Annotated in this window: 17 protein-coding genes; 3 read left to right on the forward strand and 14 right to left on the reverse strand. The window is 68.2% G+C overall.

Translation table 11 applies throughout. The annotated features are described in order from the left end of the window. Positions 1–91: 91 nt before the first annotated feature. The 6 genes from ACI781_RS08500 to ACI781_RS08525 all read right to left on the reverse strand — a co-directional run bounded on the left by ACI781_RS08500 (position 92) and on the right by ACI781_RS08525 (position 5361). Positions 92–868 carry a cupin domain-containing protein gene (locus ACI781_RS08500; RefSeq protein ID WP_456565645.1) on the reverse strand — a complete coding sequence of 259 codons (777 nt, stop codon included), beginning with the start codon at positions 866–868 and terminating at the stop codon, positions 92–94. Between the two features lie 29 nt (positions 869–897). Beyond that, the gene (locus ACI781_RS08505; RefSeq protein WP_456565646.1) at positions 898–2034 is read right to left on the reverse strand and encodes an acyl-CoA dehydrogenase family protein; all 1137 of its coding nucleotides are present in this window, start codon (positions 2032–2034) and stop codon (positions 898–900) included. Positions 2035–2292: 258 nt separating this feature from the next. Beyond that, entirely contained in the window at positions 2293–2454 is a 162-nt protein-coding gene (locus tag ACI781_RS08510) for a hypothetical protein (protein WP_456565647.1), read from the reverse strand. Further along, positions 2451–3980, reverse strand: a complete 1530-nt coding sequence (locus ACI781_RS08515; RefSeq protein WP_456565648.1) for a BCCT family transporter — start codon at positions 3978–3980, stop codon at positions 2451–2453. Before ACI781_RS08515 ends, ACI781_RS08510 begins: the two co-directional genes overlap by 4 nt. A 504-nt stretch (positions 3981–4484) precedes the next feature. Further along, positions 4485–4694, reverse strand: coding sequence for a helix-turn-helix transcriptional regulator (locus ACI781_RS08520; RefSeq protein WP_456565676.1), 210 nt, complete (start codon positions 4692–4694; stop codon positions 4485–4487). Positions 4695–4839: 145 nt separating this feature from the next. After that, positions 4840–5361 (reverse strand): hypothetical protein, encoded by a 522-nt coding sequence (locus ACI781_RS08525; protein WP_456565649.1) that lies wholly within the window; start codon positions 5359–5361, stop codon positions 4840–4842. 237 nt (positions 5362–5598) lie between these two features. Here ACI781_RS08525 and ACI781_RS08530 point away from each other — a divergent pair, with 237 nt between their 5' ends. Further along, positions 5599–5949 carry a hypothetical protein gene (locus tag ACI781_RS08530; RefSeq protein ID WP_456565650.1) on the forward strand — a complete coding sequence of 117 codons (351 nt, stop codon included), beginning with the start codon at positions 5599–5601 and terminating at the stop codon, positions 5947–5949. A 93-nt stretch (positions 5950–6042) separates the two neighbouring features. Here ACI781_RS08530 and ACI781_RS08535 read toward each other — a convergent pair whose 3' ends face one another. The 6 genes from ACI781_RS08535 to ACI781_RS08560 form a co-directional block, all read right to left on the reverse strand. Then, on the reverse strand, positions 6043–6738 hold the full coding sequence (locus ACI781_RS08535; RefSeq protein WP_456565651.1) for a hypothetical protein: 696 nt from the start codon (positions 6736–6738) through the stop codon (positions 6043–6045). A 187-nt stretch (positions 6739–6925) separates the two neighbouring features. Further along, positions 6926–7588, reverse strand: a complete 663-nt coding sequence (locus ACI781_RS08540) for a hypothetical protein (RefSeq protein WP_456565652.1) — start codon at positions 7586–7588, stop codon at positions 6926–6928. A 179-nt stretch (positions 7589–7767) separates the two neighbouring features. Further along, entirely contained in the window at positions 7768–8100 is a 333-nt protein-coding gene (locus ACI781_RS08545; protein ID WP_456565653.1) for a hypothetical protein, read from the reverse strand. 40 nt (positions 8101–8140) lie between these two features. Continuing rightward, complete coding sequence (locus ACI781_RS08550) at positions 8141–9031, reverse strand: hypothetical protein (RefSeq protein ID WP_456565654.1); 891 nt, start codon at positions 9029–9031, stop codon at positions 8141–8143. Positions 9032–9235: 204 nt separating this feature from the next. Beyond that, the gene (locus ACI781_RS08555) at positions 9236–9688 is read right to left on the reverse strand and encodes a hypothetical protein (protein ID WP_456565655.1); all 453 of its coding nucleotides are present in this window, start codon (positions 9686–9688) and stop codon (positions 9236–9238) included. A gap of 411 nt (positions 9689–10099) precedes the next feature. Next, positions 10100–11536 (reverse strand): hypothetical protein, encoded by a 1437-nt coding sequence (locus ACI781_RS08560; protein WP_456565656.1) that lies wholly within the window; start codon positions 11534–11536, stop codon positions 10100–10102. Positions 11537–12060: 524 nt separating this feature from the next. On the opposite strand from ACI781_RS08560, the gene ACI781_RS08565 reads away from it, so the two are divergent. Continuing rightward, a complete protein-coding gene (locus ACI781_RS08565) occupies positions 12061–13134 on the forward strand; it encodes a site-specific integrase (protein WP_456565657.1) in 1074 nt (357 codons plus the stop codon). A 32-nt stretch (positions 13135–13166) separates the two neighbouring features. Here ACI781_RS08565 and glnA read toward each other — a convergent pair whose 3' ends face one another. Continuing rightward, positions 13167–14603, reverse strand: coding sequence for a type I glutamate--ammonia ligase (gene glnA / locus ACI781_RS08570; protein WP_456565658.1), 1437 nt, complete (start codon positions 14601–14603; stop codon positions 13167–13169). Positions 14604–14771: 168 nt separating this feature from the next. On the opposite strand from glnA, the gene ACI781_RS08575 reads away from it, so the two are divergent. Further along, the gene (locus tag ACI781_RS08575; protein WP_456565659.1) at positions 14772–15191 is read left to right on the forward strand and encodes an RDD family protein; all 420 of its coding nucleotides are present in this window, start codon (positions 14772–14774) and stop codon (positions 15189–15191) included. A gap of 63 nt (positions 15192–15254) precedes the next feature. Here the strand turns inward: ACI781_RS08575 and ACI781_RS08580 are convergent, their stop codons facing one another. Then, positions 15255–16103 carry a DUF4191 domain-containing protein gene (locus ACI781_RS08580; protein ID WP_456565660.1) on the reverse strand — a complete coding sequence of 283 codons (849 nt, stop codon included), beginning with the start codon at positions 16101–16103 and terminating at the stop codon, positions 15255–15257. Between the last annotated feature and the right edge of the window lie 9 nt (positions 16104–16112).

Here is a 16112-nt window from a genome sequence, read left to right on the forward strand (position 1 = left end):
CCGCCCGCTGGTCGGGGTCGAGGAGCTGCGGGCCGCCGGGGTGGGCGTCAACGGTCTGGCGTGACCGCCGGACCGGCCCCGGCGGCCTCCGTCAGCGCAGGGCGCCGGCGGCCACGAGGTCGAGGGAGGTGACCTCGCCGACCGCCGATCGGGCCCCGGCCCGGTTGGGGCCGTCGATCTCCAGCACCCGCGCGAACGACGGCGCGCCCCACCGGACGGTGGTCCCCGCGGCGATCTCGAGCATCGTGCCGGCGCCCGCCGCGGCGGTCTGGCCGTCCGAGGTGCCCAGCAGGGTGCCCTCGAGGACGAACACGAAGTGGACGAACGGGTGGGTGACCTCCTGCTGCTGCGCGCGCAGCTCCCACTCGCCGAGGACCAGCGAGTCCCACGCACCGGTCGCGGTCGCGTGCCCGAAGCGGTACCGGGGTGCCGCGCCGGGCAGCTCCACCCGCTCGAGCAGCTCCGGGGGCGCCTCGCGCACCGCCGCCGGGGCCGACGCGGCGTCCACCGTCAGCGGGGCGGCGTCGATCGACCGGACGCCGAAGAAGGTGGACGGCCCGGCGGTGTGGTTCGGCCCGCCGAGGCTGATCATCCGGACGTGGCCGGGCGTCCGGTAGCAGCCGATCGACCCCTCGGGCACCATGCCGACCTGGCCCGGCCCGACCTCGACGGAGCGGCCCGCGCTCTCCATCACCAGCGTGCCTTCGAGGACGTACGCGAACTCGTCGTAGGGGTGGACGTCGCAGGCCTCCTGCCGCAGCAGCGTCCAGTCGACGATCCGGGCGCTGGGGAAGTAGGACTCCTCGTCGTCGTAGAAGGCGTCGAGGGTGCGGCGGAGCGGTACCCGGGGGCGGACGGTGACCGGCATGCGGATCTCCTGGGGCTCGGGGCGGCGGGTCAGTACGACGCGAAGACGGGGGCGGCCGAGGAGAGGACCACCGGCGGGCCGACGATCATGTGCTGCGTGATGCCGTGGACGTCGCGCAGCAGCTTCTCCAGCGGGTTCGGCGTGCGCAGCGCCCGCGTGCCCGACCACCCGTAGGCGAACTCGACGGCGTCGCGGGCGACCCGGGTGGCGTGCGCGGTCGCCTGGTACAGCCGCGCGACGAGCAGCTCCGACGCCGCCTCACCGCGCTCGACCACGGCCTGGGCCTCCGCGGCGACCTCGAGGCAGAACGCGCGGGCCCCGCGGTAGGCCGCCTCCAGCCGGATGAAGTCGTACATGAAGTGCGACTGCTCGGTGAGCGGGGTCCTGCCGGGCTTGGCGGCCTCGATGCGGGCCGTCGCGGTCAGTTCCTCGAACGCCCGGCGGCCGACGCCCAGGGCGATGCCGGCGTGCATCACCGGGCCCAGCTGCAGCACGCTCAGCCGGTGCATCGCCGGGCCGCGGCGCGGGCTGCCGCTGATGTCGAGCAGCATCTCCGGTGCCACCGGGTAGTCGGTGACCCGGTAGTCCTGGCTCCCGGTGCCGCGCAGCCCCAGGACGTCCCAGTTGCCGACGAACTCGACGTGGCTGCGGGGGACGATCACGGTCACGCGCTCGCCGTCGCGGGTCGCGCCGGTGAGGAACCAGTCAGCGTAGGCGCTGCCCGAGGCGAACTGGAACTCACCGTTCAGCCGCATCGCGCCGTCGACCTCGGTGACGACCCCGGCCCCGGCGCGGGCCAGGGAACCGGCGAAGACCGGCTTCCCGTCGCCGAACACGACGTCCCGGGTGGCGTCCGAGCAGTGCGCCGACACCAGACCGGTGAGGTCGATGTTGACCATCATGCTCCAGCCGGTGGACGTGTCGGCCGCGGTCACCTCCTCGATGACCTGCACGGTCTCGACCAGGCCGGCGTTCCCGCCGCCCAGCTCGTCGCTGGCGGCCAGCCAGAAGAGCTCGGCGTCGGACAGCAGCTTCACCACGTCGTCGGTGAGGCTGCCCTGCGACTCGACGTCGGCGGCGGCCGCGCGGATCGCCGGGGCGATGCTCCGCGCGCGCTCCACCGGGTCGGCGATCCCGAGGGGGCTGGCAGCGTCCGATCCGCTCACAGTGCTGTGGTCCTCTCGGTGGGTCCCGGTCGGCTCTCCGGGGGCAGGCAGGGACGGCGGCCGCCGTCGCTGTGTGAGCCCACTCTCACCGCGGCCGTCCCGCCCTCGATTGCCGACCGGCGCCCTCCGATTGCCGGCCTGCGTCACCCGGTCCGGCCGCCCGGGGGACGTGCGGAGTGGGATGCGGACGTCGGAGCTCGCGCCGAGGGCGCAGCGCCCCCGGGATCTCGCCGGCCACGAGGTCGGTGGCCGGGCTCCTCACCGCGCGCGGCGGACCTCCTGCACGGCGAGGACGATCGTGCCGGTGAGGAACAGGGCGCTGCCGGCGAGCATCATCGGGGAGCCTTCCACCAGGCTGGAGACCAGGAAGACGCAGCTGCCGATCCCGTAGCACGCGTAGGCCAGGATCCGGTACCTCATCGGCTCCCGGTCTGCTCGGGGACTGCGCCGCCGTCGACCGGCCCGACGGGGGCCGGCGGTCGTTCTCCGTGCAGCGCCTTCGTCAGCGAGACGAGGACCAGCAGCAGGACGATGGCGAAGGGGAACGCCGCGACGATCGAGGCGGTCTGCACGCCGCCGAGGCCACCGCTGACCAGCAGGACGGCGGCCGACGCGGCGATCACCAGGCCCCACACCACGGTGACGCTCCTCGCCGGGTCGCGGCCCTCCCGGGTGCTCAGCGACCCGAGCACGAAGGTCGCCGAGTCGGCACTGGTGACGAAGAAGGTGACGATCAGCACCATCGCACCGACGCCGGCCACGACGCCCCAGGGCAGCGTGTCCAGCAGGCCGAACAGCTGCGACTCGGTGCGCTGCCCGGACAGTCCGGCGCCGTCCTGCTCGGCGAGGATGCCGGCTGCACCGAAGACCGAGAACCACAGCCCGCTGAGCAGTGTCGGCACCGCCAGCACGCCGACGACGAACTCGCGGATCGTGCGGCCGCGGGAGATCCGCGCGATGAACGTGGCGACGAACGGCGACCAGGAGATCCACCAGGCCCAGTAGAAGATCGTCCAAGCGTTGATCCACTGCGAGCGGGCGGGGTCGAAGGGTCCGGTCTGCAGGCTCATCGTGGGCAACTCGGTGACGTAACTGCCCAGCGTGGTGGTGAACGCCCCCACGAGCCGGCCGGTGGGCGCGGTGAACAGCACGAAGAGGAGCAGGCCGACCGCGAGCAGGACGTTGGCCGACGACAGCCACTTGATGCCCCGGTCCAGTCCGGACATCGCCGAGGCCAGGAAGAGCACGGTGACGACGGCGATGACGGCGAGCTGAGTCCCCGAGTAGAGGTCGATACCGCTGACCAGTGTGGCCAGGCCGCCGTTGACCTGCGCCGCACCGAGCCCCAGCGAGGTGGCCACGCCGAAGACGGTGGCCACGACGGCGACCACGTCGACCACCGTGCCCAGCCAGCCGTCGACCCGGTCGCCGAGGAGCGGCCGCAGGGCGCCGCTGATCGTGGCCTTCCAGCCACGGCGGAACCGCGCGTAGGCCAGGGCCAACGCCAGCACCGCGTAGACCGCCCAGGGATGCAGACCCCAGTGGAAGAACGAGTAGCGCAGGGCGTCCCGGGCCGCCTGGGTGGTGCCCGGCTCGGCCGTCGACGGTGCCAGGTAGTGCGACACCGGCTCGGCGACACCCCAGAACACCAGTCCGATGCCCATGCCGGCGCTGAACAGCATCGCGAACCAGGCCCCGGTGGAGTACTCCGGCCGCTCGTCGTCCCGCCCCAGCCGGATCCGGCCGAAGCGGGAAGCCGCCAGCGCCACCACCGCGACGAGGAGGCCGCTGGCGGTCAGGAGGTAGAACCAGCCGAACCGGTCGACGACGAAGGAGCGAGTGGCCTCCGCGGCGACGGCCAGCGATGCGGGGGCCGCCGCTCCCCACGCCACGAACGGCAGGACGACGGCCAGCGAGGCCCAGAAGACGACGGAGGTTCTCCGCACGGATCGGACTCCCGGTGCAGATCGGGGATGGTCGGACGTGGTCGGTCGATAGGTGTCGAAACCAACCACCCAACGGTAGCGAGGCCACGGCCTCCTGCCACCGTGAGGACGCCCACGGTTCCCGGCCCCGACGCGTGGCGGCATGGCACGGCCCCCGCCGGGGGGAGTCCCTGGCGGGGGCCGTGCGGACCGGCAGATCGGCGTCGGGGCGCCCTCCGACGATCAGATGTCGTAGTACATCGCGAACTCGTGCCGTGGAGTTGGGCGGTCGTGACCCGGCATTGATATGCGGTCTGACCAGGCATTTCACCGTTGACTTCGGTGGGGCGTCGTTGGCAATCCGCGGACGAGTTGCGGACTTTCTGCGGACTGGAGAGCCGAGGTGCACTCCTGCAGTCAGACCGCCAGGGCGGACAACCGGAGCCAACCCCGCAGGACCATCGGACTCAAGGTTCTCGAGCCGATGGCCGTCCGCACCATGAGGTCGCTGTGGCGAGTCGCCTCTCAGGCGCCGTCGGCGGCTTGCCGTTCGGTGAGCCAGCGGTCGACGTCACCGCGCCGGTAGACGACACGACGGCCGAGCCGGAAGCCGGCCGGCCCGAGGCCCAGGTGTCGCCAGTAGCGCAAGGTGGCGACCGGGGTCCTCAGGTAGGCAGCCGTCTCCGCCAGGGTCAGGAGGTCTTCTGCGGAGCGGGGCTGATCGACGTTTGTCATCTGGTCCTCCAAGAGGGCTGAGAGGGAGTCGTCGGTGACGGCGTCCAACGCCGGTCAACCAGACTCAGTCGAAGCCCAGCGTCAGGGCGCTTCTCCAGTTGCCCTGCAGTCGCCACCACGGGGGCGTTCGTTCAGCCGAACCGGTTCATGCGCGCGGCTGTCGAGCGCGCGCCTGGCGCTGATAGTCGACCGATCCACTGCGGACGTACGCCCTGCGGCGGTACGCCTCGAGGACGAGGCCGAGGCCGTCTGACAGGTCGAGCAGGTCACGGTCGTACATGCGGCCGTCGTCAATCTGGCGGGCGAGCTCGGTGAGCAGGTCCGGCCAGTCGCGGCGTGCCGGGGTGACGGGTACGGGGACCTCGATGCGCCGCTCGACCACCTCGACGGCGGATCGGCCGGAGGCGGCGGCTCGGGTCTGCTCCCACGCGCGATGTCGGCAGGTCGCCGAGCACCACTTCGGGACCGGCCCGCGCCTGTTCGGGGTGATCGTTCCGCCGCACCAGGCGCACTGGGCGGCCGCGGCTCGTCGCGCCGGTGCCGAGGCCTCGCCGCTGTCGACGTCGTGTGGCCTCGGCTCCCGCGTCTTCCTCTCAACCTGTCGGCGTCGTCGGCGCTCGGCCTCCTGGCGGCGCCGGCGGTAGTCCGCCGTCCCCTTGGTGCCCATGCCACTAAGCGTCCCGACGGACCTCCAGTTACTCGTCACAACGAGTCCGTCGCCGGCCGGTGCAATAGGTGTGAGGCCCAGTGATCTTGATGAGCTCCAGTGGAGTCGTGGGTTCCTCGATGTCCTGCTCAGCGGCAGTCGTCACGGTCGTCGCGCGGTGCCGGCGACGTGGTGATGTCGGTATCCCTGAAGGCGGCTTTAAGGCGATAGCTGTCAAGCCTTGATTAGGGTGCCTGGATGGCCCACGACCTGGATCTTCGAAATCCGGCAGAGGTCCGCCGTCGGGTCGCCATGCCAGTCGCCAGAAGCCTGCTTCGTGCTGACGAGCTTGAAGACGTCGTCGTTGAGATCGGCCCTGACCACTTGCCGGCGGTCGGTCGCGTGAACGCGCTCAGAGTGGCGGTAAGGGCGCGTGGTGAGTGGCTCGAAGTGCCACGTCGCTGGTTCGTGACTGACTCTCCGTGGGACGCGGAGTGGTTGGCCGATGAGCTGTACGGCCTCCTTCAGGACGAACTCGCCGAGAGCCGGTTGGCTTGGGGGGAGCTGCGCGAGGGGACGTTCGAGGTGCTACCCCCAGAGCGTCCGTAACCCTGACCGCAAGCCTCGTCGATATCCAGGGCCGGCCCACTTAGGGACACCAATCGAGCCATCGCCGCAATCGCCGAAGGCCGCCATGAACCGTCATGCTCGGTCGTGAAGATTGACGACCACGCCGCGGCGCTTTCGTCTGTCCTCGCGGATCAACTTGAGGGTGCCAGCGCCGATGACCCAAGTGGTCGCCACCCCCGTAATGACGAAGAAGGGGACAGTCACCGCGGCGTACCCGGCTCTGGCTGTGAGGACCGACGAAACGACCAAGCCCGACAGGAGCAGGACCAATAGCAGCGAGCCGCCGATGCTGAGCGGGAGCAGCCAGCCCCACCGGTATCGCCCCTGTCTGACCAGCCAGTCGATAGTGGCCTCCAGTTTGGGCCGGTAGGGAACGAACTGATCGCTGCTCCCGAACATCCCGACCACCCCAGCCTGATCACCGCGAGGGAAGTCGATACTCACACCGGGACTAGCGCTCGAGAGATTCAAGACGCCGTCCTGGAGGGTCAAGCCGTCGGTTGCCATGAGACGGACCCCATCTGCGTATGACCGTCCTGGGGCGAGGTCCTGACCGCGTTCTACGCGCGAGTAGGCCGGGCCGCCCATGTAGCTGGTTCCGTTGGCGGTGAAGACGCTCGCTGGCTGGCCCATGTCCTCCGCCATGCGATCTGCCAGCTTCCACAGCGTGCGAAGAGAGATGCTCATCGACGGCAAGAACCAGTTGAGTCCGCCATCGGTCTTCAGCCGCGAGTCGGGAAGCCATGAGTGAGAACGCACGGTCAGCACCCTGCCTGACGAGACGCATGGGTCCGGTGCGACCCTCAGGGACGGCAGGTAGAAAGCTCACTCTTCGGAGGCTTTCTTGTGCCGTGCAGCGAAGCTCGCCTGAAACCGCTTCGAGACGTAGGCGCGCGTCGCCCATAGCGGCCCGCTATGGGGATACGTCCGCCACCGTCCTGTAGTGGGCTGTGCGCTACCGCCGCTTCAGGCCCTTCAGCTCCTTGGCGACCTCGACCACAGCCTTCTCCACCCGCGCAAGCGTGCCTGGGCCTGCCGCCACGTGATGCCGAAACGCCTCAAACGAGAACGTGTATCGCAGAGGTTCGACCGGCCCGAACGGCCCTTCGCAGGTCACGGTGACTTCACGATCCGGCTCCGACCTGTCCCCGTCGAAGTAGCTATGGCCGACGCCGAGGTGCCAAGTCATCGCGCGCCCCGGTGGCAGATAGGACACACCGTTGTCGAGTGCTGTGAAAGGTCCGTCCTCTGAGAGGCCTACCTGCTGCAGAGGGGGGTCGAAGATGACCCGCACGTTTCGCGCGATGGTGCTCCCTCGGTTCTCCAAGGTCACCTGGAACAGTTGGCCCTGTCCGAGATCCGGCCGAATGTCGGCTACGACGTACGGCTCTGCCTGGTCACGCCACATCTGCTCTTGCAGCTCGTTCTGCCTGTGTGCGGCAGCCACCTGCTCCCGAGCGGCGGCCACGGAGTCACGGGCTGCAGCCGCCTGCTCCTGTGCACTGGTGGCCGACTGCCTCGCGCTTCTAGCCTGCCTGAAGGCGAAGTAGATGCCGATGCTCGAAACCACCGCCGACACAGCGATCGCCACGATTGCGACAGTCACCTCGTCGCTCATGCTCGTCCCCCTGCAGTCCATCCCGCCCACGCCTGAGTGGGTCGCATTTTCACAGGACGTGACCGCTGCTTACCCAAAGCCCCAGTCGACCGTGCGGCTCACCGCTCTTAGGTGACTGGGCCCGGGTGTCTCTGAGCGGCCCACTATGAGTAACGCCTTCCCGGGCCGGGGCGGCGCTCTCAGCAGTGACCGGTCAGCACCACCAGGGGCCGACCTTCCTCGTCCTCCCAGCGCCCGGCAGTCCACTCGACGTCGCCTTTACGGCGCGGTTCTTCCGAGGTGACATGAGGGCGCACAATCCGCCACTCACCGCGGGCGTCAGCGCCGTCGAGCCAGTCGAGCTGCTCGCCGCCCCAGTAGAAGAGGACCAGCGGCGCACCGCCTACAACGAGTTGCTCTGCTTCCTTCCGCTTCGTCCGGGTGGCGCGCCGGGAGTACCGACGTCCATCCGGGCCGCGGAGGAATCCTTGGTCGACCTGAAGCCAGTGCTCTTCGGTCAGTCGTTCACGCACGGCGTCATGGTGCAGCACTGGCGCCAGGAGGCGCGTCGCCCTAAGCGGCCCATTGAGGGACAGGCGGGATGTGGCCCACCTGGTGTGCCATGCCATCCGCGTCATCCCGAACTAGGACGCCCACCGGTGTGGCGTAGGCAAGAGCGATGCCATCTCGAAGCCAGGCGGCGTCGATGAGGCCGTCCAGCTGCTGCCGCTCGAGCACGTCCGCGTCATCGGACAGACGGAGGAGCTCGTGGTGCACGTCGTCCTTCCGGTCGACTCGGCTGATCGCTCGCCAAGTGCCCGTGCCGCCCTCGTACGCGACCGCGACGACGCGGCCACCGGGCACCAAATGGGTGGCGCGCTCGACTCCCGCGAGAGTCAGAATTCGCAGGGGCCCGCCGGCCTCGGCAACGGCGACGCGCTCGGCGCTGGCAGCGGCGTCGAGGACACCGAAGGACCGGAGCGAGATGCGGTCACCGACGAGCTGAAGATTGCCGTCGGCCAACTGCATGTATCCGCTCCCTTCCAGCAGCGACAAGCTAGGGGTCAGCGCGTGGACGCCTCTGACACCGGGCAGTGCGCTCACCTGCTCCCCGGAGGGAGCGTCCAGCACGACGGCCGGCCCCTTCTCGTACGCGACGGCGACCGAGCCCGCTGCCAGGGCAGTCACATGCTGCACCCCTGACCGCGATTTGTTCTGCCAGAGCTGCACGCCGGCCAGCGAGTAGCCGCAGACGCCATGTCGCGCCCACGCGCCCGCCACGATCACCGGATGCTCGCCCGCAACTAGCGCCAGGCGGCGCCCGCCGTAGTCCAGGACCGTTTCCACGCTGGCCAGCACGGCTGCCTTGCTCACGGACAGAACGTGCGCCATCCGCTCGGACTCCCCGACAACGAACAGGTCCTGCTCCCACGGCGACGCAGAGACCTGTCGGATGTCCGTCATGCCAACACCCTTGCGCAGGCCAACACTGCGTCTCCTAGCGGCCCACTTGAGGACACCCGCCGGCATCGGGTCAGTCCTCAAAGGACGCGAGCGGCTCCGCATTCAGCGACGCGACGAGAACCCTTCGGCTGGCCGGGACGCGCTCGCCAGGACGGAGGTCGGCGTCCAGTGGGGCGATTGGCCGTACCTGAACCGTCGCCAAGCTCAGTTCGGGTCCGGCGGCCGCCTAGCAGGTTGGAACAGCTTCCAGGCGACGCGTGCGCTCAGCAGCGTCAGCAGCAGGCCGCCAACCCAGGCGATCCAGATCGCGAAGCCATAGCCGGACGCGCTCTTCGGTGGCTGCAACGCGTACGGGGCTGTAACGACGAGCGAAAGCACTGAGACGCCCGGAAAGGCGATCAGGAAAGGATGCAGGAACTCGAGCTGGCGGACGCTTTCGTTAGCCTTTCCCACCCATCGCTCCCAGCCGAGGCCGCCAGCTACCTGATCATGCAGTACGGTGTCAATGTAAGTCGCTGCTTGCCGCATCACCCCATGCAACTCAAAGAAGCTGGCTGCGAATAGGTAGCTCGTGACAGGCAGTATGAACAGGACTGGCATTGTGGCGCGGTTGGACAGGACGAAGCCAAATACCGCGCCAGCCGTTGTCAGCTGCAAAACGTAAACGTTGTGCTGCAACCCAATGCGAGTAGCGATCTCCTGTCGCAGTGCGTTGAACTCCGCAACTGGCCCTTCGCTAGAGCCTCGGTCAGATGAGGCCCGCGAGAGTCTTCCACGTCTCGTTCACGCTCCTATCGCCGGAACGCACCTGCCGAGCTCGACAGTCGAGAGACTGCATGACGTGGCGCGTCTTCTCGGCACGTCGCTTGAGGAACACAAGGCCGAATGCCCAAGTGGCCTTTGGTCACGGACCAACACCGCCGTTAACTTCCCGGCATAGATAGTCCGATGCTCAAACTCCCATGGCGCTACCACTAGCGCCACCTGGGGATGTGCTGGCTTTTGCTCGACCTGCTTACTGCTAAGTCGAATTGCAGTGCGACTGATGGTCCATCCGAGTCTTGTCCCTCACTGCTCGCCAGAATCCAGGGAACGGTCCGGCAACCCGTCCACCGTTCCAGCCTCAAGAGCCTGGGTGACTCCTCCCTCAGGTGTGTCTTGCTCCGCCGCGTACTGCCGAACCTCCTGAAGGAGCGGCCACTCATCCCACTCGCTCTGGCTGATCTCATTCCGCTCCACCAGAATCCGAGCCAGCTTGTAGGCCTCTAGATTGTCATCTAGCAGAGCCAACCGAGCAAGCTGTAACCGCGGCGCCAGCGCCGACACCTGCCATGCCTCCACCTCTTGGCGGATCGCCTCGATACCGTTCTGCCGCTTGCGCGCGAGCCACCCGTTCACCTGCATGACGTACCGGGTGTAGTCGGACGCACATTCATCAACCATCGCCGACGTGAGGGCCACGACGACCCGCCAGCGCCCCAAGCGCAAGAACTGATAGGCGGAATTGCTGATCAGGGAATCGGCCGGATGGTCGTGATCTATCACAGGAACAAGCTTTCGAAGGACAAGGGCGGTCAGCAGTGCTCCGGTTGCGGTCAAAGAGTCCACAGCCGATGAGAGATAAGCCCCGTCCACGACCAGCTCGTCATCGATTGCGGGCGGATCCCTCAATTCCGTTAGTTTGCTAAGGTAAAGGCGATTCACGCGGCCGCCGTTATGTACGAAAAGGTGGCGCCTTTGGAACACTTCCCGCAGCGCCGCGGGGTCCGATGCCACCTGATCGAGCTTGACCTTGAGTTGCTTATCAAACCAGTTCATCCAGTCATCAAAGCTACCTCGCAGGATTGACTCCACGTAACGATCGGCAGTGAAGTCTCTGAACTCATCTAGCGTCTCAAAGGCAGAAATCTCGGCAAGAGAATATCTGGCGTCGTCGCTGCGGACTGCTTGTGGCCGCTCGACCAGGAATTGCTTGATGAGACTTGAGACAAGGACCTCGAAGTTGCTGACTGCAGTGGTCAACAGGGATGAATTGAGAACGGAAAGCCGAGCAACCCGCACTCGGTTTTGACCGTAGGCCCGCAGATAGTCGAATAGTGCTCGAGGGTCGCCTGTGATCTCAGCAATTTCATGAACGGCAGCCTCAAGTATGGGCTCATAGCTCGCGACTACGGCGTCTTCATCGTCGTGAGCGTCTACATCGCTCTTCCGTGTTGAATCATCGCTAGCGCCATCGCCTCCCGTAGGGGCGCTTTTGTCGGTGGCGCTACTTAGATCTTCCATCATCTTCTCAATGACCATAATTGCGGCGCGATGCTGTTCGGCCGAGGCAGTTACTCTCGGGGACATCGCTTGCTCGAGTACCCGATCTTCATCGTCTAACGGGCGAGCATGCTCATGCGCAAATACAGCTAGCTCGTCGACCGCTTCCATCCCGGCAAGGAAAAGGTCCAGCGCTCGCTTGAATCTGGCCGCCGTCTTCTCGGCATCCTCATGAGGGGGCATTCCGACACTCTATGGACTTGCAGAGACGACCCTGGCGGCGCCTTGGCGGGACCCACACGACCAAGCCAACCGGGGAGCCACCCGATGGGGCGGCCTGGCAACTAGTCAGTGGCTCGGCGACGTTCACCGGGCGCCTCCCTCGCTGCCCGGAATCGGGAGCGGCCTGACGTGCGTAGCCCCTTGGAAGGTGTGGTCCGAGAACCCGTTGGGAACCCGCCTTGGAGCTCGGACCGCAGCCAGGGGTCGCCGATGGTCTGCGCTAATCAGCCACGGCGCAGGGGAGCTAGGTGACGCGGCAGCCGCCGGGTGTCACAGGGGTGTCCCATAGGCCGCCTTTAGGGACAGGTCTGCTAGTGACCTCCGCTGTGCTGACTGGGGAACTACCTGAGGTCGTCCGAGCGGCTGACGCCACCTCGGCTGATCCACAGACCCAGCGGTATCCCCAGATATTCGCGAGGCCCAGTGCAGTCGTGGTCGCTCTGGTATCGACGCGGCGAGTCAAGCCGCAAACAGGGGTGACCGACATGGCCAGCATCGCCCGCAGACCTGATGGCAGCTATCGGCCACGCTTCCGTGACGCCGCGGGCAAGGAGCACGCCCGCCACTTCAAGCGGAAGGCCGACGCGCAGCGGTGGCTCGACGAGCAGACCGCTGCACTCGTCAACGGGACGTGGGCGGATCCCAAGACGGCCAGGGTCACCGTGGGGGACTGGTGTGACACCTGGCTGGCCGGCTACGGCACCCGGCGCCCGCGGACAGTTCGGCAGGCCGAGGTGCACCTGACGCAGATCAAGGCCCACTTCGGCGGCCGACGGTTCGCTGCGGTACGTCCATCCGACGTCCGCTCCTGGACGGCGAAACTGAAGAACGAGGGCCTGGCGCCGTCCTACGTCTACGCCCTGCACAACCGGCTGTCACAGGTGATGAGCGACGCAGTTCATGACGGCATCCTCGTCCGCAATCCCTGCTCGAGGCGCACGTCTCCCGGCGCCGGCAAGCCGCGCCCCTTCGTCGCCACCACGGCCCAGGTCTGGGCACTCCACGACGCGATCCCCGCTCACCTGAGGCCGGCGGTCCTCCTCGGCGCCTTCGTCGGACTCCGGACGGCGGAGGCTGTGGGGCTGCGGGTCGCCGACGTCGACTTCATGCGCGGGGTGGTTCGCCCGGTTCAGCAGGGACCGGGGGAGGAGCTCAAGACCGAGACGTCTCGAACGCCCTTGCCCATTCCGCACGAGCTGGCGCTCGAGCTGTCAGCGGCCGTGGCGCAGTGGGGTGGCGACTACGTGGTCACCGACGGGCTCGGCAGGCGGACGTCCACATGGGCCATCGAGAGGGCCATCAGAGCCGCTCGGCGGAGGGCCGACGGTCTGCCGGAGGACTTCCGATTCCACGACCTCCGGCACTACCTGGCCTCTCTGCTGATCGCTTCCGGTCTGGACGTCAAGGTCGTCCAGCACCGGCTCCGGCACGGCAGCGCCAAGACCACGCTCGACACGTATGGCCACTTGTGGCCGGACAGCAACGAGTCCGCACGCGCAGCCGTGGGTGCGGTTCTGGCTGCTCATGCGGACTCGTTGCGGACTACGGCCGCTGACTAGAGCTAAACGCGCTGGTCAGCGGCTTGTGTGACTCAGATGTCGTAGTACATCGCGAACTCGTGCGGGTGCGGGCGCAGGCGGATCGGGTCGATCTCGTTGGCCCGCTTGTAGTCGATCCAGGTCTCGATCAGGTCGGGGGTGAAGACACCGCCGTCGACCAGGTAGTCGTGGTCGACCTCGAGGTTGTCGAGGACGGCGTCCAGCGACGCGGGCACCTTGTCGATGCCCAGGGCCTCCTCGGGCGGCAGCTCGTAGAGGTCCTTGTCGACCGGCGCCGGCGGCTCGATCTTGTTCTTGATGCCGTCGAGGCCGGCCATCAGCATCGCCGAGAAGGCGAGGTAGGGGTTGGCCGACGGGTCGGGCACGCGGAACTCGATGCGCTTGGCCTTCGGGCTGTCGCCGGAGATCGGGATGCGGCAGCAGGCCGAGCGGTTGCGGGCCGAGTACACGAGGTTGATCGGGGCCTCGTAGCCCGGCACCAGGCGGTGGTAGCTGTTGACCGTCGGGTTGGTGAAGGCCAGCAGCGACGGGGCGTGGGCGAGCAGACCGCCGATGTAGTGGCGGGCCGTGTCGGACAGGCCCGCGTAGCCGGTCTCGGCGTGGAAGAGCGGCTCGCCGTCCTTCCAGAGGCTCTGGTGGCAGTGCATGCCCGAGCCGTTGTCGCCGAACAGCGGCTTGGGCATGAAGGTGGCCGACTTGCCGTGCGCCCACGCGGTGTTCTTGATGATGTACTTGAACAGCATCAGGCTGTCGGCCGAACGCAGCAGCGTGTCGAACTTGTAGTTGATCTCGGCCTGGCCGCCGGTGCCCACCTCGTGGTGGCCCCGCTCCAGCTGCAGCCCGGCGCGGGCCAGGTTGACCATCATGTCGGCGCGCAGGTCGCTCTGCTGGTCGTAGGGCTCGACCGGGAAGTAGCCGCCCTTCATCCGGGCCTTGTAGCCCAGGTTCGGGCCGACGCCGTTCTCGCCGGTGGTCGAACCGGTGTTCCAGGAGCCCTCCACCGAGTCCAGGTGGTAGTAGCCCTCGTTGATGCTGGTGTTGTAGCGGACGGAGTCGAAGACGTAGAACTCCGCCTCCGGGCCGAAGTACGCGGTGTCGGCGATGCCGCTGCTGGCCAGGTAGGCCTCCGCCTTCTTCGCCACGTTGCGCGGGTCGCGGCTGTAGGCCTCGCGCGTGATCGGGTCATGGATGAAGAAGTTGACGTTGAGCGTCTTGTGCCGGCGGAACGGGTCCACGAACGCGCTGTTGGCGTCGGGCAGCAGGAGCATGTCCGACTCGTTGATCGCCTGGAAGCCGCGGATCGAGGAGCCGTCGAAGCCCAGGCCCTCGGAGAAGGTGTCCTCGCCGAACGTCGATGCCGGGATGGTGAAGTGCTGCATGACGCCGGGCAGGTCGCAGAAACGCACGTCGACGAACTCGACGTCGTTGTCGCGGATGTAGGCGGCGACCTCGTCGGGACTGGTGAACATCGTTCCTCCGGGAGTGGGCGAACAGCCGGTGGCGAACCTACGAGCGAGGAGTTGCCCCGCGGTGTCTCCGGTGTTTCGTACCGGTAACAAGGACCCGGGCGTGTCGCGCGCCGGGCCCGGCCTCCTCGCCGCGCGGGCCCCGCACCGGGGAGTCCTACGCTGACGGTCATGGTCAGGGATGCGCAGCCACCCTCTCAGGAGCGCCGCCGCGGTGCCTCGCTGGGGTTGCCCGCCGACGGTCCGGGCTCGCTGGCCCCCTTCGGCGCCCGGGTGCGGGCCTATCTCGTCGACGCCGTCGCCGCCGGGCTGGTCACCATGCTGGTCGTCGGCCCGGGGCGGGGGTTCTGGACGCTGCTGACCTTCGCCGTCCTGACGATCGTGACGCTGGTCCTGTTCGGGCAGACGCCCGGCATGCGCCTGGTCGGGCTGCGGCTGGCGCATCCCCGGCAGGGTCAGCAGCTGGCCTGGTGGCGGGCCGTCGTCCGCACCGCGCTGCTGTGCCTGCTGGTGCCCGCGCTGGTGGTGGACTTCGACGGCCGCGGCCTGCACGACCGCGCGACCGACACCGCCGTCGTCCTCGACCGCTGACCCCGCAGACGGCGAGAGCCCCGCACCGGCCGGTGCGGGGCTCTCGCCGTCTGGGGGGACAGGTCAGCGGCGGCGGACCTGGCGCTGGCTGACCGACATCTGCCGGCCACCGGGCAGCGGGCCGCCGGGGACGGGCATCTTCGGGCCGCCGAGGGCGCTCATCCGCCGGCCCAGCGCGTTCACCTCGGCCGCGCTGAGGTTGCGGGGCAGCTTCATGAGGTGGGTGTTGAGCTTCTTCAGCGGCACCTGGTCGGCGTCGTCGCCCACGGTGATGTCGTAGATCGGGGTGTCGCCGACGACGCGCGCGAGCTTCTTCTTCTCCTGCGCCAGCAGCGGCCGCACCCGCGAGGGCACGCCCTCGGCGACCAGGATGACGCCGGGCCGGCCCAGCACCCGGTGCACCGAGTCGAGCTGGGTGGTGCCGGCGACGCCCGCGGTGACCCGCCAGTCGCCGCGCATGCCCTCGAGCACCCACGCCGCCGCGCCCGGCTGACCCTCCACCTGCTTGTAGGCCGAGCCCTGCGCGCGCCGCCCGAAGACCACCAGCGCGGCCAGCAGACCGAACAGGATCGCGAAGGCCAGCGTGAGGAACGGCGCGCCGAGCAGGATGCCGATGAGCTCGATCGCCCCGGCCACCACCACGAAGGCGATGAGCATGACCCACGGGAGTTTCGGGTCGTTCTTGTACGTGAGCTTGTACGCCTGCTTCATCATGCCGAGATTGCGGCGGATCTTGGCCATCCGCTGCTTCTTCGGCTTGCCGTTCCTGCCGGTCTTCGGCGCCGTCGCGCCGGTCGCCGAGGCAGCCGTCGAGCCCGTGGCGCCGCCACCCCGCCCGCGGCCGCTGGAGCCGGGGGCCCGTCCGGCCTTGCCGGAGGGCGCGGGGGAGTCCGTGGGCTTGCTGCGTGCCATGCCCACAGG

The sequence above is a fragment of the Blastococcus sp. SYSU D00695 genome (assembly GCF_054050555.1).